17 protein-coding genes are annotated in these 17435 nt (G+C 67.9%); 12 read left to right on the plus strand and 5 right to left on the minus strand.

Annotation, left to right across the window (positions count from 1 at the left end; translation table 11 throughout):
* The first annotated feature begins 2 nt into the window (after nucleotides 1–2).
* Both ASD35_RS01605 and ASD35_RS27500 read left to right on the plus strand, forming a co-directional pair.
* Nucleotides 3–236, plus strand: coding sequence for a DUF1653 domain-containing protein (locus tag ASD35_RS01605; RefSeq protein WP_056873150.1), 234 nt, complete (start codon nucleotides 3–5; stop codon nucleotides 234–236).
* Between the two features lie 592 nt (nucleotides 237–828).
* Nucleotides 829–1713, plus strand: a complete 885-nt coding sequence (locus ASD35_RS27500; RefSeq protein WP_056873151.1) for a C13 family peptidase — start codon at nucleotides 829–831, stop codon at nucleotides 1711–1713.
* A gap of 10 nt (nucleotides 1714–1723) precedes the next feature.
* Here ASD35_RS27500 and ASD35_RS01615 read toward each other — a convergent pair whose 3' ends face one another.
* Together ASD35_RS01615 and ASD35_RS01620 are read right to left on the minus strand one after the other, a co-directional pair.
* Nucleotides 1724–2341: a pyridoxamine 5'-phosphate oxidase family protein gene (locus ASD35_RS01615; protein WP_056873152.1), complete on the minus strand. Its 618-nt coding sequence runs from the start codon at nucleotides 2339–2341 to the stop codon at nucleotides 1724–1726.
* Nucleotides 2342–2343: 2 nt separating this feature from the next.
* Nucleotides 2344–2817 carry a nuclear transport factor 2 family protein gene (locus ASD35_RS01620; RefSeq protein WP_056873153.1) on the minus strand — a complete coding sequence of 158 codons (474 nt, stop codon included), beginning with the start codon at nucleotides 2815–2817 and terminating at the stop codon, nucleotides 2344–2346.
* Between the two features lie 106 nt (nucleotides 2818–2923).
* On the opposite strand from ASD35_RS01620, the gene ASD35_RS01625 reads away from it, so the two are divergent.
* From ASD35_RS01625 to ASD35_RS01645, 5 genes are all read left to right on the plus strand, one after another.
* Nucleotides 2924–3817 (plus strand): LysR family transcriptional regulator, encoded by an 894-nt coding sequence (locus tag ASD35_RS01625; protein WP_056873154.1) that lies wholly within the window; start codon nucleotides 2924–2926, stop codon nucleotides 3815–3817.
* Between the two features lie 31 nt (nucleotides 3818–3848).
* Nucleotides 3849–4838, plus strand: a complete 990-nt coding sequence (locus ASD35_RS01630) for a YafY family protein (protein WP_056873155.1) — start codon at nucleotides 3849–3851, stop codon at nucleotides 4836–4838.
* 373 nt (nucleotides 4839–5211) lie between these two features.
* Complete coding sequence (locus ASD35_RS01635; protein WP_056873156.1) at nucleotides 5212–5664, plus strand: GNAT family N-acetyltransferase; 453 nt, start codon at nucleotides 5212–5214, stop codon at nucleotides 5662–5664.
* A gap of 14 nt (nucleotides 5665–5678) precedes the next feature.
* A complete protein-coding gene (locus ASD35_RS01640) occupies nucleotides 5679–6149 on the plus strand; it encodes a GNAT family N-acetyltransferase (protein WP_056873157.1) in 471 nt (156 codons plus the stop codon).
* A 167-nt stretch (nucleotides 6150–6316) separates the two neighbouring features.
* The gene (locus ASD35_RS01645) at nucleotides 6317–6712 is read left to right on the plus strand and encodes a RidA family protein (RefSeq protein ID WP_056873158.1); all 396 of its coding nucleotides are present in this window, start codon (nucleotides 6317–6319) and stop codon (nucleotides 6710–6712) included.
* Nucleotides 6713–6842: 130 nt separating this feature from the next.
* Here the strand turns inward: ASD35_RS01645 and ASD35_RS01650 are convergent, their stop codons facing one another.
* From ASD35_RS01650 to ASD35_RS01660, 3 genes are all read right to left on the minus strand, one after another.
* On the minus strand, nucleotides 6843–7448 hold the full coding sequence (locus tag ASD35_RS01650; protein ID WP_082579815.1) for a M15 family metallopeptidase: 606 nt from the start codon (nucleotides 7446–7448) through the stop codon (nucleotides 6843–6845).
* The gene (locus tag ASD35_RS01655) at nucleotides 7445–8344 is read right to left on the minus strand and encodes a LysR family transcriptional regulator (RefSeq protein ID WP_056873159.1); all 900 of its coding nucleotides are present in this window, start codon (nucleotides 8342–8344) and stop codon (nucleotides 7445–7447) included. The genes ASD35_RS01650 and ASD35_RS01655 overlap by 4 nt, the downstream gene beginning before the upstream one ends.
* Before the next feature lie 143 nt (nucleotides 8345–8487).
* Nucleotides 8488–10071, minus strand: coding sequence for an ABC transporter substrate-binding protein (locus ASD35_RS01660; protein WP_056873160.1), 1584 nt, complete (start codon nucleotides 10069–10071; stop codon nucleotides 8488–8490).
* 513 nt (nucleotides 10072–10584) lie between these two features.
* Here ASD35_RS01660 and ASD35_RS01665 point away from each other — a divergent pair.
* The 5 genes from ASD35_RS01665 (at nucleotide 10585) to ASD35_RS01685 (ending at nucleotide 17370) form a co-directional block, all read left to right on the plus strand.
* The gene (locus ASD35_RS01665) at nucleotides 10585–13578 is read left to right on the plus strand and encodes a hypothetical protein (RefSeq protein WP_056873161.1); all 2994 of its coding nucleotides are present in this window, start codon (nucleotides 10585–10587) and stop codon (nucleotides 13576–13578) included.
* Nucleotides 13579–13593: 15 nt separating this feature from the next.
* Complete coding sequence (locus ASD35_RS01670; protein WP_056873162.1) at nucleotides 13594–14478, plus strand: alpha/beta fold hydrolase; 885 nt, start codon at nucleotides 13594–13596, stop codon at nucleotides 14476–14478.
* Between the two features lie 39 nt (nucleotides 14479–14517).
* Nucleotides 14518–15570 carry a homocysteine S-methyltransferase family protein gene (locus ASD35_RS01675; protein ID WP_056873163.1) on the plus strand — a complete coding sequence of 351 codons (1053 nt, stop codon included), beginning with the start codon at nucleotides 14518–14520 and terminating at the stop codon, nucleotides 15568–15570.
* A 160-nt stretch (nucleotides 15571–15730) separates the two neighbouring features.
* Nucleotides 15731–16873 carry an ImmA/IrrE family metallo-endopeptidase gene (locus ASD35_RS01680; RefSeq protein WP_056873164.1) on the plus strand — a complete coding sequence of 381 codons (1143 nt, stop codon included), beginning with the start codon at nucleotides 15731–15733 and terminating at the stop codon, nucleotides 16871–16873.
* Entirely contained in the window at nucleotides 16870–17370 is a 501-nt protein-coding gene (locus ASD35_RS01685; RefSeq protein ID WP_056873165.1) for a DUF4411 family protein, read from the plus strand. Before ASD35_RS01680 ends, ASD35_RS01685 begins: the two co-directional genes overlap by 4 nt.
* Nucleotides 17371–17435: the final 65 nt, after the last annotated feature.

The following is a 17435-nucleotide window of genomic DNA, read 5'->3' on the forward strand; positions in this document are numbered from 1 at the left end:
GCATGAAACCAGACCTGCCCCCGCTCCCCCACCTGGCCCCCGGCCGCTACCGCCACTACAAGGGCGGCGAGTACGAAGTGTTCGGCGTCGCCCGCCACAGCGAGACGCTGGAGGTCGTGGTCGTCTACCAGACGCTTTACGACGACAGCGGCTGGTGGATTCGGCCGTTCGAGATGTTCACGGGGACGCTGGAGGTCGACGGCGTCGTGCGCAAACGCTTCGAGTACATCGGCTAGGCGCGTCGCTAGGATGCCCGGCAGTGGAAGGGGCTGGCGGATGGATGAAGAAAAGCAGGCGGCGGGCGAGTTTGCGGCTCTGCCGCGCATGCCAACGGAGTTCGAGAACGAAACGGCGACGGGCAGCCTGGCCTGGGTGAGGGAAGGCACTCGCGTGCTCACTTTCCGTGCGCCGCGCTGGGACGGCTTGGAGGCTCGGCCGCTGACGGTGGCGGCGCTGGTGCTGGCGACGTACCCCATAGCGATGACTGTGCAGCGGGCGTTGCTGGAGGGTTCGCCTACGTTTGTGTGGGCCGGCTTTCTGAATGGATGGACCGGAGTTGCCGTCATCCTCTGGCTTTGCTGGGTCGTGGCGAGGTCTGGAGAAACCGTCAAGCCGGCTACGCTTTTCGCCGTTTCATTCAGCGGATGGCTGGTGTTCAACCTGGGCTTCAGTGCCGTGCTGCTGAGCCTGAGGGCTGTACTCGGCCCGAGTGATGACTGGCCCGTCCCCTTGCAGTGGTCTGCATGGCTGATGCCCATGTGCTGGGCAGGGCTTGCTCAGGTGGCCCTGCTTTGGCGTGTTTCAGGGTCGAATCTGGCGCGCGCTGCCGTGCTGTTGCTCATGCCCGTGCCGCTGGCGGTCAGCGGCTGGCTGGCGCCTGTGGTGTTCTGGTGGCCAGAAGCGCCCGCCGACGTTGAGGCTGCACACGCGGGCCTGGCGCTGACCGATGAGGTTGTCGCCGCGCAGCCGCAATTGCTCGACGATGCGCTGGCCGCTTTGCAGCCGCCGCACCCCAACCGGGTGAATGTCTACGGCCTGACTTATGCGCCCTACGCCGCCGAAGACGTGTTCATGCGCGAGAGTGCTGTCGTGGCGCGGACGATGCGGGAGCGCTTCGGTGCCAACGGCCGCATGGTGGAGCTGGTGGTCAACCCCGCGACCACCACGACGCTGCCCTGGGCCACGCCGCTGAACCTGCGCAAGGCCATCGCGCATGTCGCAACGGTCATGGACCGTGAGCGCGACGTTCTGTTCGTGCACCTGACCTCGCACGGCGGCGCCGACGGCAAGCTGGCCAGCAACACCTGGCCGCTGAAGACCGAGCCCATGACGCCCGAGCTGCTCAAGCGCTGGCTGGACGAGGCCGGCGTGCGCTGGCGCGTGATCTCGGTCTCGGCCTGCTACTCGGGCAGCTGGATCGCACCGCTGGCGGGCGACGGCACGCTGGTGATGACGGCGGCCGACGCGGACCACACCTCCTACGGCTGCGGCCGGCGCTCGGAGCTGACCTTCTTTGGCCGGGCCATGTACGAGGACGCACTGCGCGAGACCTGGTCCTTCACCGAGGCGCATGCGGCCGCCCGCAAGCTCATCGAGGTTCGCGAGAAGGAGGCCGGCAAGAGTGACGGCTACTCCAACCCGCAGATCAGCGAAGGCGCCGGCATTCGCGACGTGCTGCAGCGCCTGCATGAGCAGCAGCGCGGCGCGCGGTGAACCCTGCGAGTCAGCCGGCGGCGGTCAGCGCGGCGACCCGCTGCTCTAGCTCGGCGATGCGCACGTCGCGCGCCTCGATGGCCGCCCGCACGTCCGCGGCCTCGAAGCGCTGCGGAATGTGCTGGGGGCAGTTCACATCCCAGGCTTCCACGTCGAACAGGATGACCTGCTCGGGCCGCGCCGGGTAGCCGGCCGGCATCAGCTTCGCCATCAGCTCGGCATCGCCCTCGACGACGCGGGCCCGGCCCCAGATCTTGATGCGGCGCTGCGCGGCGTAGTCCATCAGGAACAGGAAGGCGCGCGGGTTCTCGCTCAGGTTGCCCTGGGTGATGTACTGGCGGTTGCCGGCGAAGTCGGCGAAGGCGATGGTGTGCTCGTCCAGCACATGCAAAAAGCCCGGCGGGCCGCCGCGGTGCTGCACATACGGCTGACCCTCGGCATTGGCCGTGGCCAGCATGACGCTGATCTGCGCCTCGATCTCGTCCTTCAGCTCGGGCGTGATGCGGCTCTCCCAGCCGCCGCCCTGCTCCATGCGGGCGTAGGCGTGGCGCGAGCCCTTGCGCGTCTGCAGCGCCTTGACGGTGGGCGTGAAGGCGACATCGCTGGGCGTGGCGAGCGCGGGCTTCATGGCTACAGCCCCAGGTCGCTGAGCGACGGGTGCTCGTTCGGCCGCCGGCCTGACCCCTCCCGAGGCCAGTGGAACAGGCGCTCGGCCTCCGCAATGGCCACGTCGTTGATGCTGGCGTGGCGGGTGTGCATCAGGCGCTGCGCGTCGAAGGCCCAGTTCTCGTTGCCGTAGCTGCGCCACCACTGGCCGTCGGCGTCGTGCCATTCGTAGGCAAAGCGCACCGCGATGCGGTCGTCGCCATGCGCCCAGATCTCCTTGATGAGCCGGTAGTCCTGCTCGCGTGCCCACTTGGCGGTCAGGAAGACCTCGATCTGTTCGCGGCCGGTCACGAACGTCGAGCGGTTGCGCCAGCGGCCGTCGGGCGTGTAGGCCAGCGCGACGCGCGCTGGGTTGCGGCTGTTCCAGGCGTCTTCGGCCATGCGCACCTTCTGCACGGCGGTGGCCGGTGAGAACGGGGGGAAGGGCGGGCGGGACATGGCGGGCTCCTGAGAGATGGTGGCGTGAATGTAGAAACTTGCGCCCGGCAGCACCAGTCGGCAGGATTCGTAATCTTTCTCTCGATATCTGGAAGGGTCGGCGTCAATGGACCGCTTCGAAGCCATGACCGTGTTCGTCGCCATCGCCGAAGCCGGCAGCCTCTCCGCCGCAGCGCGCAAGCTGGAGCAGCCGCTGGCCACCGTCAGCCGCAAGCTCACGCTGCTGGAGGCCCAGCTCAAGGCCCGCCTGATCGCCCGCTCGACGCGCCGCCTGGAGCTGACCGACGCCGGCCGCGACTACCTGGAAGCCAGCCGCCAGATTCTGGAGCAGGTGGACGAGGCCGAGCGCGCCGCCTCGGGCGCCTACGCCCGGCCTCACGGCCAGCTCGTCATCTCGGCACCGGTGGTGTTCGGGCGGCTGCACCTGCTGCCGGTCGTCGTCGAATTCCTGCGCGAGTACCCCGACGTCGATGTCCGGCTGATCCAGGTCGACCGCATCGTCAACCTGATGGAGGAGCATGTCGACCTGGCGCTGCGCATCGGCGAGCTGGCCGACAGCGGCCTCATCGCCACCAAGGTCGGCGAGGTGCGCCGCGTCGTCTGCGCCAGCCCCGCCTACCTGGCCGCGCACGGCCGCCCCGAGGCGCCCGCCGACCTGGCCCGCCACGTGTGCATCAGCTTCGAGGGGTTGATGTCGTCCAACCCCTGGGCCTTCCCCGGCGAGACCGTTGATATCAAGGCGCGCCTGGCCGTCTCCACCGCCGAAGCCGCCCTCGCCGCCGCGCAGATGGGGCTGGGCGTGACGCGCGTGCTGTCCTACCAGGCGGCCGAAAGCGTGCAGGCTGGCGCGCTGGAGCGCCTGCTGCCCACGCACGAACCCGCGCCCGTGCCGGTGAGCCTGATCTACCCCGGCCAGGGCCGCCTGCCGATGAAATGCCGCGCCTTCCTCGACCACGCCGCGCCGCGGCTGCGCGAGCGCCTGCAGCGCCTGCCGTGTTGACAATCGCTGCCGTGCCAATCGCCCCGCCCACATGCGCGCCAGTCGACTGCTGTCCATCCTGATCCTGCTGCAGCTGCGCCCGCAGATCACCGCGCTGGCGCTGGCGCGCGAGTTCGAGGTGTCGGTGCGCACCATCCTGCGCGACATCGACGAACTCTCGGCCGCCGGCGTTCCCGTCTACGCCGAGCGCGGCCGCAGCGGCGGCTTCAGGCTCCGCGAGGGCTTCGCGACGCGGCTCAACGGCCTGCTGGGCGACGAGGCGCAAGCCCTGCCGTTGCTCGGCCTGCCCGGCGCGGCGAGCGAGCTGGGCCTGGGCGGAGCGTCGCAGCGGCTGCGCGTCAAGCTGCAATCCGCGCTGCCCGGGGACACGGCCGCGCTGGCCGGCCGGCTGCAGGCGCGGCTGCATGTCGACCCGCTGGACTGGTACCAGGGCGGTGAGCCGGCGGCCCACCTGCCGACGCTGGCGCAAGCCGTGCTGGAGTGCCGCCGCGTCGAGCTGCGCTACCTGAGCTGGAAGGGCGAGCGTGACTGGAAGGCCGAGCCGCTGGGCCTCGTGCTCAAGGGCGGCAGCTGGTACGCGGTGGCACGGGCCGGCGCGCGCACGTTGACGTTGAAGGTGGCCAACATCCAGTCGCTGAGCGTGGGCGAGGAGAGCTTTGAGCGGCCGGCCGACTTCGATTTACCTACCTGGTGGCAGGCGTCGCTGCGGCGTTTCGAGCGCGAGCTGCGGCCCGAGGTCGCGGTCCTGCGCATCACGGCCGAGGGCCGCCGGCGGCTGGCCGAGAACGGCCGCTACGCCGCACAGGCCGTGGCGGCGGCCGTGGCCGAGAAGCCGGCCGGCGAGCAGCGCTGGGCGCGGGTCAGCCTGCCGATCGAAAGCGTGGACCAGGCGGCGCGGTTGGTGATGTCGCTGGCGCCGGAGGCGGAGGTGGTGGGGCCGGCGGCGGTAAGGGAGAGGGTGGCGGCGTGGGCGGGTGAACTGGCCCGGTGCCATGCCACCGCGTGCGCCACGTTGCAATGAGGTTGGCAAGGGAAGTCGCATGGGCGACGGGAAAGCTTGTAACCGAACTGCACTGGCTCTATTCGATGGTGGCGAGCGGCCAATGCGACGCCGGCTGTTCCGACGACTTGCAGTGGATGCGGCGCGTCACCGAGCACGCCTGATTCACCAGTTTTCCCGGGGGCATTCGCCCTACGTATTGGCCTCGGGCTGCCAGTCTTGGGCTGGTAACGTTGACGTTGAAGTCCACAGCAAGAAATGCCTCGACACGCCAAATCAGGAGTCGTCACGCCGCGCATTGGCCGAGCTTTCGACGCTGCTACAAAACAGGCTGGCCCATCCTTCGCCGCGCGGCGACGGCTGACACCTCACGAGATCACCAGGAGCCCCGGGCTTGACCAGCATCAATTTCGAATCCGCCAACCAGCCCGAGGTCATCGCCCTCATTGCCGAGCTGGACGCCTATCAGGACACCCTCTACCCCCCCGAGAGCCGGCATGCGTTGGATCTGGCGTCGCTGACACAACCCAACGTGCTGTTCGCCGTGGCCCGCGACGCGGCGGGTCAGGCTTTGGGCTGTGGCGCCATCGTGCTGGGCCCGGAGTTCGGCGAACTCAAGCGCATGTTTGTCAGCCCCACGGCGCGCGGCCAGGGCTTGGCTCAGCGGCTGCTTGCCCGGCTCGAAGCCGAGGCGATCGCCCGCGGCTGCACGCTGCTGACGCTGGAGTCGGGGCCGTTCCAGCCCGAAGCGCTGGGCCTGTACGAGCGCCGCGGCTTCAAGCGCTGCGGACCTTTCGGCGGCTATGCCGACGACCCCTTGAGCGTCTTCATGCAAAAGGCGATCTGACCTCCGAAGCTGCCGTGCTGACCATCGCGCCACTTGCTCAGCGCGGCGGGCTTGCTCCTCTCGTTGCGCAGTGGTTCATCGAGGAGTGGCCCGAGTGGTACGGCGCGGGCGGTCGCGGCAATGCCGCGCAGGATGCAGCTGCGTTCGCCGCCTCGGAAGGGCGCCTTCCCGTGGGTCTTGTTGCCTTGGTAGGTGACACACTGGTCGGTGTGTGCGCCCTCAAGGCAGAGTCGCTACCGACGCACCGGTACCTGACGCCCTGGGCGGCCGCCGGTTTTGTCATTCCTTCGCATCGCGGCAAGGGCGTTGGCGCTCGCATGCTCGAAGCCTTGGTGCGCCACGCGCATCACCTGGGCTATAAGCGCATCTACTGCGGCACCGCGACTGCGGTCAATCTGTTGCGCAGGAGCGGCTGGTCCCAGCTGGAGGTCGTCGAACACGAGGGCCAGTCCCTTGTCGTATTCGCCAAGGAAACCGAGGCCTGAGCTGCGCTTGGCGGTGCCGCCAGCATGCCATTTGGGTCGCAGGGCCCGGCGGCACCACCAGCTTGTCTGTGTGCAGCGCGAACAGGCCAGCGCTACATATCGTTGTAATCACCGGCCGGTGTCCACCTTTCGAGCTGAGACCTGGCACCACTCAGGAGACGTAGTCAATGACGCTCAAGTGCATCAATCCCGATGATCTGCCGTCGCCGCAAACGTACACCCAAGTCGTCATTGCGACCGGCAGCAAGTTGGTTTTCATTGCGGGCCAGGAGCCCGAAGACATACACGGCAAGCTCGTCGGCCCGGGCGATCTCGCGGCTCAGGCGCGACAGGTGTATGCCAATCTCGGCCGCGCACTTGCTGCTGCGGGTGCCAGGCCAGACCAGGTCGCCAGGATCACGATCTATGTCGTCAATTACGAGCGCGACTCGTGCTTGCCGGTTATCGAAGCTGCCCGGACCGCGTTGTTCGGGGCTCACAAGCCCGCGGACGTCGTGCTCGGCGTAAGCGCACTGTCCCCGGGCTACCTGATCGAGGTTGACGCTGTCGCAGTCCTGGATTGACTGGACCGTCAGTCTTGTCCGGTGATTCGGCACACGTGAAAAACCCCTGCAGAAGGCGGCAGGGGGCGTTGCCCGGTTGGAGGCTATGCCGGTGACCGGCAGCGTCTGCACGCAAAGAGGCGCCTGGGCGTCACAGCACCCGCGGCAGATCCCGCCTGACCGCCAGGCGGTCGCCGAAGTCGAAGTGCCACCACTCGGTGGCGATGGCGTGAAAGCCCGCCTCGCGCATCGCCGCGCGCAGCCAGCCACGCTCGACGAGGTGCTGCGGCGTCAATGCGCCCAGTGCCAGGTGCTCGGCCTCGTGGTCGGGGTGGGAGGCCAGCGTCATCTCGTCGAAGCCGCTGCCCATGTCGACCTCGCGGCCGGCTGGGTCCAGCAGTGTCAGGTCGACGGCCATGCCGAAGCTGTGGATGGAGCCCCGCTCCGGGTGTGCGAGGTACATGGTCAACGGCGTGCCCTGCAGCTCGTCCCACAGGCGCTGCTGCACGCGCTGGGGGCGCAGCGCGTCCAGCACCAGCAGGCGATAGCCGGGGCGGCGCGCGTGCAGCCAGGCGGCCGCAGCTTCGAGCGCTTCGGCGGCTTCGCGCCGCAGCCAGGCGCAGTCGATGCCGGCATAGACGGCGTGGCCCACGAAGTTGTCGGCCGTGGCGTAGCGCAGGTCCACCGCGATGCCGTGTTGCAGGCTGCTCAGCGCGCGGAAGTCCGGGTGTGCGGCGATGTCCTCGATGCGGATCACGGCAGTCGGGCGAGATGGGTTTGCGCGGCCGTGGTGATGAACTTGACGAGGCGGCGCGACGCCTGCCCCAGCGGCGCGCTGGCGGCGCTGAGCAGGTAGAGGTTGACGCCCACCGCCGGCGCGAGCGGCCGCACGCGCACCTTGGTGAGGTCGGCGCTGGCGGCGGTGAAGGGGTCGACCAGCGTCATGCCGACGCCGGCCTCGACCAGCGCGCGAGCGAGCTGGTAGGTCTGCACGGTGATGCGGCTGGCGAGATGCTGGCCGAGCGCCTCGCCCGCGTGGTGCAGCAGGCCGGCGAGCGGGTCGTCGCTTTGCAGGCCGACGATCTCGGTGCGGATGTCGGCCAAGCCGAGCGGCCCGTCGGCCTGCGCCTCGGGGCTGCCGACCGGGCACAGCGCGACCATCGCGCCGCTGGCGATGGTCTCGGCCTTGATGCCGGGGTGGCGTGGGTCCTGCAGCGACAGGGCCAGGTCGGCCTCGCCGAGCAGCAGCGCCGACACGATCTCGCGGGTGTGGTGCGTGGCCAGCGAGCAGCTGGCGTTGGGGAAGGCCTTGCACCACGGCGTCATCGCAGCGGGCACGATGGCCATGGCCAGCGCCGGCGTGGCGACGAGGCGCACCTGCTCGCTCTCGCCGCTCTTGAGGTTGGCGGCCAGGCGGCGAATGCCGACGAGGTCGCGGTTGAGCTTGTCGATCTCGACGAACAGGCGCTGCGCCTCGGGTGTGGGGTAGAGCTTGCCGCGCACGCGGTCGAACAGGGCCATGCCGAGTTGCAGCTCGCAGTGCTGCAGCACCTTGGTGACGGCCGGCTGCGAGATGTGCAGCAGCTGGGCGGCGCCGCTGATGGTGCCGGCCTGCATGATGGCGTGGAAGACCTCGATGTGGCGCAAGCGCATTCAGACCCCCGGCCCAGCGTGACCGCTGGTCCGCCCCCCGAGGGGGCCGACCGATAGCCGGGCGAACGGCCCGGCTTCCGGTCGTGAGGGCCGGCTTGGGGCGGCCCGGCGCTCGGCCCATGAATTCACGACGGCCTTGACGATCATTTTCTGTAGACGCCTTCGAAGTCCACCGACCCGTTCGGCGCCATCTTGAAGCCGACCACGTCCTTGCGCACCGGGACGTAGACGGTGGAGTGCGCCATCGTGATCCACGGCCGCTCGTGCTTGAAGATCTCCTGCGCGCGCTCGTACAGCGCGATGCGCTTCTTCGGATCAGGCGTCGCGCGCGCCTCGTCGATGAGTTTCTCGAACTCGGCGTTACAGAACTTGATGCCGCTCTTGTTGGCGGCGCAGCTGAGGTTGGGCGTCAGGAAGTCGTCGGCGTCGCCGGTTTCACCGCTCCAGCCGCTCATGTAGACGTTGTGCTCGCCGTTGTTGGCGCGCTTGAGGTACTCGCCCCATTCATAGGTCTTGATGCTGGCCTTCACGCCGATCCTGGCCCAGTCCTGCTGGATGAGCTGGGCCATCAGCTGGCCGTTGGGGTTGGTCGGCCGCGTGACGGGCAATGCCCAGAGGTCGATCTCGAAGCCGTTGGGGAAGCCCGCCTTGGCCAGCAGCGCCTTGGCCTTGGCCGGGTCGAACTCGTTCTTCAGCTTCTTGTTGTAGCCGGGGATGGCGGGCGGGAAGGCGCTGACCGCCTGCATTGCGTCGCCGCGCGGGAACAGCGCCTTGAAGATGGCATTGCGGTCGATCGCGATGTCCAGCGCCTCGCGCACCTCGCGCTTGTCGGTGGGCGGCTTCTTCAGGTTGAAGCTGAGGTAGGAGATGTTGAGCGCCTGGATCTTTTCGACGTTGACGTTGGCGTTGCCGGCCAGCGAGGCGACGTCGACGTCGCGCAACGCCGCCGCGACATGGCATTCGCCCGCGGCGATCTTCTGCACGCGCACATTCGGCTCCCGGCTGATGCTGAACACCAGGTTCTGAGTCGGCTGCTTGCCGCCCCAGTAATCGGGGTTGGCGGTCATGCGCAGCACGTCGTCCTTGGCATAGCTCTTGAACATGAACGGCCCTGCGCCGACCGGTTGGACATTGATCTGCGAGGCCTTGCCCGCCTTGAGCAGCTGGGCGGCGTACTCCGCCGAGTGGATGCCGGCCCAGGCGAAGGCGAAGTTCGCGACGAAGGTCACGTTCGGCTGGCGCAGCCGGAAACGAACTGTACGGTCATCGATTTTGTCGATGCCCTCGATGAGCTTGGGCAGGCCCAGATTCTGCGGATAGATGAAATTGGCCGGAAAAGCCTTGTTGAAGGGGTGGTTTGCGTCAATGAAGCGTTGAAACGTGAACACCACGTCGTCCGCGTTGAAGTCCCGCGTCGGCTTGAACCAGGGCGTGCTGTGGAACTTCACCCCTTCACGCAGCTTGAAGGTGAAGCTCTTCGCGTCCGGCGAAATCTCCCAGCTCGTTGCAAGCTTGGGCATCAGTTCGGTCGTGGGCCGCTTGAAGCCGAGCAAGCCGTCGAACATCTGCGCACTGACCGTGTTGGTGCTGGCGCTGTCCCACAGTCCGGGGTCGAAACCCTCCGGGCTGGCGTCGGCGCAATAGACGAGTGGCTTGCCTTGGGCATGGGCGGCCGAAGTGGCCGCCAGCGCCGCGGCGGTCAGCAAGGCACAGCGAAGAAGCTTCATCACTTGAGAAATCCCACAGCGCCAAAGCGCGAAAGAGTTGGCATTGTTCGGAGCCGCCGGCTTGCCAGCAAGCGCGCGGAGAACCGTTCTGCATAACGCAAACTTATACCGTGGGCAATCCTGAGTTCGTAACGTTTGGCCACCCGACCCCCTTTGTGGCCCCTCAGAATCCAGCCCGTCCCCCTGATTGCCCCGCTGCGCTTGCATTGCGCCGCAAAGGATTGCTTTGCCATGAACGACCCTCAACGTCGCAAGTTTCTTCAGTATTCCGCCGCCATTGGTGGCGGACTGCCCCTGGTCGGATGCGGCGGTGGCACCGCGCCCGAGGCCGCGAACACCGCGATTGCCGCCGGCGCCGAGATCGCAGCCGCGCCGCCGCCGGTCCCCCCGGCACCGCCCCCACCCCCGCCCCCGCCGCCGGCTCCTCCTCCGGCTGCCGCGCCGCCCCCGGCTCCCGCCCCGGCGCCGATAGCCCAGGCGGTCGGTGCCACCCTCGGCCTCTACAACGGCGCGATGCAGTTCAGCCTGATCAGCAGCAAGACCCAGGCGAAGGCGCCGTTCTGCCTCGGTTTTGCCTTCCGCCGCGGTGACATCCCGGCGGGCAAGGGCGTCGGCTCCAGCCTCAGTGCGCTGCAGGTGGTGCCGCGCACCACCTGGCCCGACGGCTCCCTCAAGTTCGCGCAACTGGCGGGCGTGGTGGACGTGACGGCCAATTCGATGCTGACGGTGCGCCTGCGCCGCATCGACGCCGAGGCCAAGACGGCCGCGGTGCTAGGCCTGGCCGACCTGAAGAAGACCGGTGTCACCGCCGAGATCGCCGCCGGTTCGTTCGGCACCGCCACGTTCGGCGCGGCCGAGTGGGACGCGCCGTTCGAGACCTGGGCCAGCGGCCCGCAGATGTCGTCCTGGATCTTCCGCAAGCCGGTGGGTAGCGATGCCCATCTGGTCGCCTGGCTGGAAGTGCGCCTGTTCGCGGGCGGCGCCGTCGAGGTGCTGCCGTGGGTCGAGAACGGTTACCTGATGGTCGCCGGGCCGACGAACAAGTCCGCCACCTACGCCTTCAAGCTGGGCGGCACCGAGCGCTGCTCGGTCGCCATCGACCTGCCGCACCACTGCCGCACGCCGCTCATCAACGGCACCGCGCTGTCTTACTGGCTGGGCGACGACCCTGGCGTGACGCCGCGGCACGACGTGGCGTACCTGCAGGCGACGGAACTGGTGCCGACCTACAGCGCGCGCGTGCCGGCCACCGCCGCCGTCGCGAAGGAACTTGCCACCAGCTTCAAGCCGCTGGACAAGGCCAATTTCAACTACCAGGGCGACTCCATGCCCGCCACCGGCTACCAGCAGCCCATCGGCCTGCTGCCGGAGCACGACGTGCTGTACCTGACGTGCGACAGCCTCAACACCTACGGTGCCGTCGTGCGCAACGGCTATGCGGCGGGGCGCTACCCGCTGCATTACCGCGACGAAAAGACCCAGCGGCCGATACGCTTTTCGCAGTACCCCAACCTCGTGCTGCACGGTGACAGCCGGGTGAGTGACGTGGGCGGGTCCACGCGCAGCCAGTACACGCCCAAGCCGACGGGAACCATGTCGCCGAAGTGGGACTGCGCCCACAGCCCCTCGGTGGGGTACATGGCCTATCTGCTGACGGGCCGCTGGTATTTCATGGAACAGGTGCAGTTCGCGGCGACGCTGGACTACCTCACCAAGGCCGACGAGAACATCATGCGCCGCGGCTCGCAGGGTCTGGTCCAGCCGTGCTTCGGCGGTTGGCAGACGCGAGCCTGCGCCTGGCAGTGGCGCACGCTGACCCAGGCCCTGAACATCACGCCCGACAACGACACGGCGCTGCGACAGGAGTTCATCAACTGCGTCCAGTCCAATATCGAGAACTTCCACTCGGTCTATGTGGCGCAGCCGAACAACCCTTTCGGCTGGATCCAGCCCGGCGAGGGCTACACGAACGACATGCAGTTCGGCGCCTCCTGGCAGCAGGACTTCGTCACCGCCGCCTTCGGCTATTCGCTGGCCATGGGCCTGCCCATCCCGGACGCCGTCACAGCCAAGCACGACGCCTTCTTCCGCTGGAAGGCGCGCAGTGCCGTGATGCGCCTCGGGCCGGCTTCCGGCTTCTGGTACGTCAACGCCGCGCAGTACACGGCGAGCATCTCGCCGGCGCGCTCGCCCGACTTCCAGGGCGGCAAGGGGCCGTGGTACGCCAACGATGCAGCCGTCTACGCGGCCACCTATGCCAGCCAGCCGAGCTGGTTCGGCAATGTCGAAGGCACGTTGGCCGGAGAGATCCTGCCCGGCGACCGTGCGGCATGGGCCAACCTGACCACCGCCCTGGCCTATGCGCTGCGCCATGGTGTCAACGGGGCCGTCGCCGCCCATCAGCGCCTGATCAAGGCGAGCAACTACCCGTCCCTGCGTGACGCCTTCAACAACGCGCCGGTCTGGTCCGTGGCGCCGACGCGCATCACGCCGGCCTGGATGGCGGACAAGCCGATCGGCCAATGGTTCGAGATCCCGGGCACCTCGGGCGCGGGTGGCGCCGCGGTCGACGCCTACAGCGGCATGGCCATCAACGACCTCACCAGCGAGATCCTGATCGCTGCGGCAGGCGGTCATGGCGATTCCTCCGACAACCGGGTGGTGTCCTTGAGCCTGGCATCGGACGCGCCGAGCTGGACGCTGCGCCTGGCGCCCAGCAAGGCCGTCGAGAAGGACGTTGCCTACTACTCCGATGGCCTGCCCGCCTCGCGCCACCTGTACAGCTCGCTGCACTTCGTGCCGCAGGTCAACCGGCTGATGCTGTTCGGTGCCTATGCCACCTATGGTTCCGCCTGGGCCTTCCCGACGATCGACAGCTTCAACCTGGACACCAACAAGTGGGACCCGGCCAAGACCTGGCCCGACGCACCGGGAAGCCACTACGGCGCAGCGCAGATCCGCGGCACCGGCGAGATCGTCAGCACGTGGCTCAAGAAATGGTCGCCGGTGGATCGCAAGTGGACCGACCTTGCCACCAGCTCCAGTGGGGATTCCGCGCGCTGGCCAATGGCCTTCGACGCCCGCCGCAGCCAGATGTTCTGCCTGCAGTGGGGCGATGGGCAGGGCTTTGACCCGCAGCGCATGGCAGCCAGCCGGGTGCCCGCAGCCGGCGGCCCGCAGACCTCGGTGAGCTTCAACCCGAGCAGCGCGCTGACGCAGTGGCAGGCCGAGAAGCCGATGTATGCGGCGATGGACTATGACCCGGATAACGACCGGTTCCTGTTCACCGCGGGGCAGGGTGCGGCGGCGGGTCGCGTCTATGTCATCAAGCCCAACGACGGCAACGTCTGGGACATGAGCGTGCTGGACGGTGGCAGCCTGAAGATCGCGCCGTCGCCCGACAACCTCAGCGGCATGCAGAACCGCCTGCGCTATGTGCCGGCGCTGCGTGGCTTCGTGATGCTGACCCGCGCCAGCGCCAACCTCTACTTCCTGCGCACGGCCTGACAGAATCGGTCCACGATGTGGACCGACTTCCAACCGCTAACCATCCAGCGTGACGGCGTCACACTGTTTGCCCGCCAGGGCGGCCCGTCGGAATCCGGCAGGTCGCCCTTGCTGCTTTTGCACGGCCATCCGCAGACCATGGCGATGTGGCACCGCGTGGCGCCCGAGCTGGCGCGCACACGCCGTGTCGTGCTGATGGACCTGCGCGGCTATGGCGACAGCGACCGGCCCGCGGCGGGCGAGGGCAGTGCGGCCTATGCCAAGCGCGAGATGGCGCTGGACGCCCTCGCGTTGATGCGGTCGCTGGGCCATGAACGGTTCGACCTGCTGGCCCACGACCGCGGCGCGCGCGTGGCACACCGGCTGGCGCTGGACCATCCGCACGCCGTGGGCCGCCTGATGCTGCTGGACATTGCACCCACGCTGGCGATGTACGAAGGCACCACCGAGGCCTTCGCGCGCGCCTACTGGCACTGGTTCTTCCTGATCCAGCCCGCGCCGTTGCCCGAGCGCCTGATCGAAGCCGACCCCGTCGCCTACCTGCGCGACGGCATGGGCCGGCGGGGCGGCGGCTTCTTCACGCCCGAGGCTTGGGGCCAGTACGAGCGCAGCATCGCCCGGCCCGGCACGGCGGCGGCCATCTGTGCCGACTACCGCGCCAGCGCCGGCATCGACCTCGACCATGACCGCGCCGACCGAGACGCCGGCCGCCGCGTCACCCAGCCGCTGCGCGTGCTGTGGGGCGCGCAAGGCGTCGTCGGCCGCTGCTTCCAGCCGCTGCAGCTCTGGCAGGCCGCAGCGGAGGACGTCAGCGGCCGCGCCGTGGACAGCGGCCACTACATCGCCGAGGAGGCGCCCGACGTGGTGCTGGCCGAGGCGCAGGGCTTCTTCGGCAACTGAGAAGCGCAAGCCGGCCCGGCCTGCGAAAATCGCCGGACCATGAAGCCCATCGCCTACACCCGCGCCCAAGGCCTGCCGGCCCTGCTCCAGCAACGCATCGCCATCCTCGACGGCGCGATGGGCACCATGATCCAGCGCTACAAGCTGACCGAGGCCGACTACCGCGGCGAGCGCTTCAAGGACCACCCCAAGGACTTGAAGGGCAACAACGAGATGCTGATGTTCACGCGGCCCGACGTGCTCAGCGAGATCCATGAGCAATACCTGGCCGCCGGTGCCGACCTCATCGAGACCAACACCTTCGGCGCCACCTCCGTCGCCCAGGAGGACTACGACCTGGCCGAGCTGGCCTATGAGATGAACGTCGAGGCCGCCAAGCTGGCCCGCGCCGCCTGCGACAAGTACTCGACGCCGGACAAGCCGCGCTACGTCGCGGGGGCGCTGGGCCCCACGCCACGCACCGCGTCCATCAGCCCGGACGTGAACGACCCGGGCGCCCGCAACGTCGACTTCGATGCGCTGCGTACGGCCTATTACGAGCAGGCCAAGGGGCTGCTCGACGGCGGCGCCGACCTCTTCCTCGTCGAGACCATCTTCGACACGCTCAACGCCAAGGCCGCCATCTTTGCGCTGGACGAGCTGATGGAAGACACCGGCGAGCGCCTGCCCGTCATCATCTCCGGCACGGTGACCGACGCCTCGGGCCGCATCCTGTCCGGCCAGACGGTCACGGCCTTCTGGCACTCGGTGCGCCACGCCCGCCCCATCGCCATCGGCCTGAACTGCGCGCTGGGCGCCACGCTGATGCGCCCCTACATCGAGGAGTTGTCCAAGGTGGCGGGCGAGGTTGCGGTCAGTTGCTACCCCAACGCCGGCCTGCCCAACCCGATGAGCGACACCGGCTTCGACGAGACGCCGGACGTGACGGCGCGTCTGGTCGGCGAGTTCGCCAAGGCCGGCTTCCTGAACATCGCCGGCGGCTGCTGCGGCACGACGCCCGACCATATCGCGGCGATTGCCAAGGCCGTGTCGGCCTACAAGCCGCGGGTGAGCGGGGAGAAGTTCTTTAGCGGCTTGCTGGCGGCGGCTTGAGGCGGGGGCTGTGTTTCGCCCGGCGCCGTTGAGCGTGGGGAGCGTCAGCCAGAGCTCAAATTGAACCGAGCGCTTATCTCATTGAGGTCGGGAGCCGCCGTCATGTGCTGCCTCCTAGGCGCAGTGCAGAAGTTCACCAATGACTCCCTAGAATCAGCCAATGGCCCACGCCCACGCTCTGATCAACCCGGCGATGCTCCGCTGGGCGCGTGGTCGCGTCGGTCTCGACGTGAACGAGGCGGCTCTTGCCGCCGGGGTGAAGCCCGAGCAGTTCCAGCGTTGGGAAGAAGGCGAAGCGCAGCCCACCTTTAGACAGGCTCAGCATGTCGCGAGCGCGCTGCATGCGCCGTTCGGCTACCTCTTCTTGCCGGCGGCGCCTGCCGATGAGCCCGCGCTGCCTGACCTGCGCACCGTGGGCGGCGCCCCTGCTGATCGGCCCAGTATCAACCTCATGGAAACGGTCCAGCACGCCATGCAGCGGCAGGCCTGGTTCGCAGAGTACCTTCAGGAGCAAGGCAGCGAACCCTTGCCCTTTGTCGGCCGTTTCAACACGAACTCCAACCTGGCGCGGGTGGCCCAGGACATCCGCGATGTACTGGGTGTGGATGTCGAGCAGGGGCAGCGCAACTGGGAGACTTACTACCGCGAGTTGATCGAGGCGTCCGAGCGTGCCGGGGTGCTGGTGATGCGCAGCGGCATCGTGGGCAACAACACCCATCGCAAGCTCGACGTGAGCGAGTTCCGGGGCTTCGCGATCAGCCACCCGCTTGCGCCTGTTGTCTTCATCAACTCCTCCGATGCGCCGTCGGCGCGGCTGTTCACGCTGCTGCATGAGCTTGCCCATGTCTGGATCGGTAGCAGCGGGATTTCCAACGTGACGCCTGGCAACACACGCCGTGAAGAGATCGCCTGCAATGGGATTGCCGGCGAGTTTCTTGCGCCGTCGGGTGTCTTTGCCGAGTTGTGGGCAACTGCCGCGCCAGACCTCGCCGCGCGTGTGGCCGAGCTTGCGCACCGATTCCATGTGAGCCGGTTTGTCGTCATCCGTCGGGCCTTGGATATGGATCTTGTCGATCAAGCGACCTATTCGGCCTTCTACCGTGCGGAGCTTGATGCCTTCCGCACGGCTGAGGGCGGCGGTGGCAGCTTCTATCGGAATGCCGGGGCCAAGAACAGCGCCCGCTTCGCCCGAGCAGTCATCGCTGAAGCATTCAGCGGCCGCTTGCTGCTGCGCGATGCTGGCCGGCTGCTGGGGGTGCAGCCGTCGAAGATCCGTGACTTCGCAGGGCAGCTTGGCGCATGACCTATTTGCTTGACGCCAACACGCTGATCGAAGCGAAGAACCGCTACTACCGCATGACGGTTTGCCCGGCCTACTGGAGTTGGGTGCAGCGCAGCCATGTTGCCGGCATGGTGGCCAGCATCGAGCCCGTTGGCGCTGAACTCAGGCGTGGCAACGACGAGCTTGCTGAATGGACCAAGAGCCAGGGCGGGCTTTTTCTGCCCGTCTCTGATGAAGCCACGCAACAGGCTTTTGCCCTGGTCGCTACGCATGTGGCCTCACAGGTGGCAACGATGAAGGCCGGAGCGCTTGAAGAGTTCCTGGATGGCGCCGACCCCTGGCTCATCGCCAAGGCGATCTCCATACAGGAGGCCGTCATCGTGACCCACGAGCAGTTCAACCTGCAGATGAAGCGCAAGTACAGCATCCCTAACGTGTGCCAGCACTTTGGCATATCGTGGATCGATACCTTCGAACTCCTCAGTCGAACGGATGCCAGGTTCGTCCTCGCTGACTAACAGCACCCGCGGAAAGCAGTCAGTGCGCGCGGCGCTATGCCGCGCGCGCGTGTGATCAGTCCGGC

This window comes from Pelomonas sp. Root1444 (genome assembly GCF_001426885.1).
Taxonomy (GTDB): domain Bacteria; phylum Pseudomonadota; class Gammaproteobacteria; order Burkholderiales; family Burkholderiaceae_C; genus Pelomonas.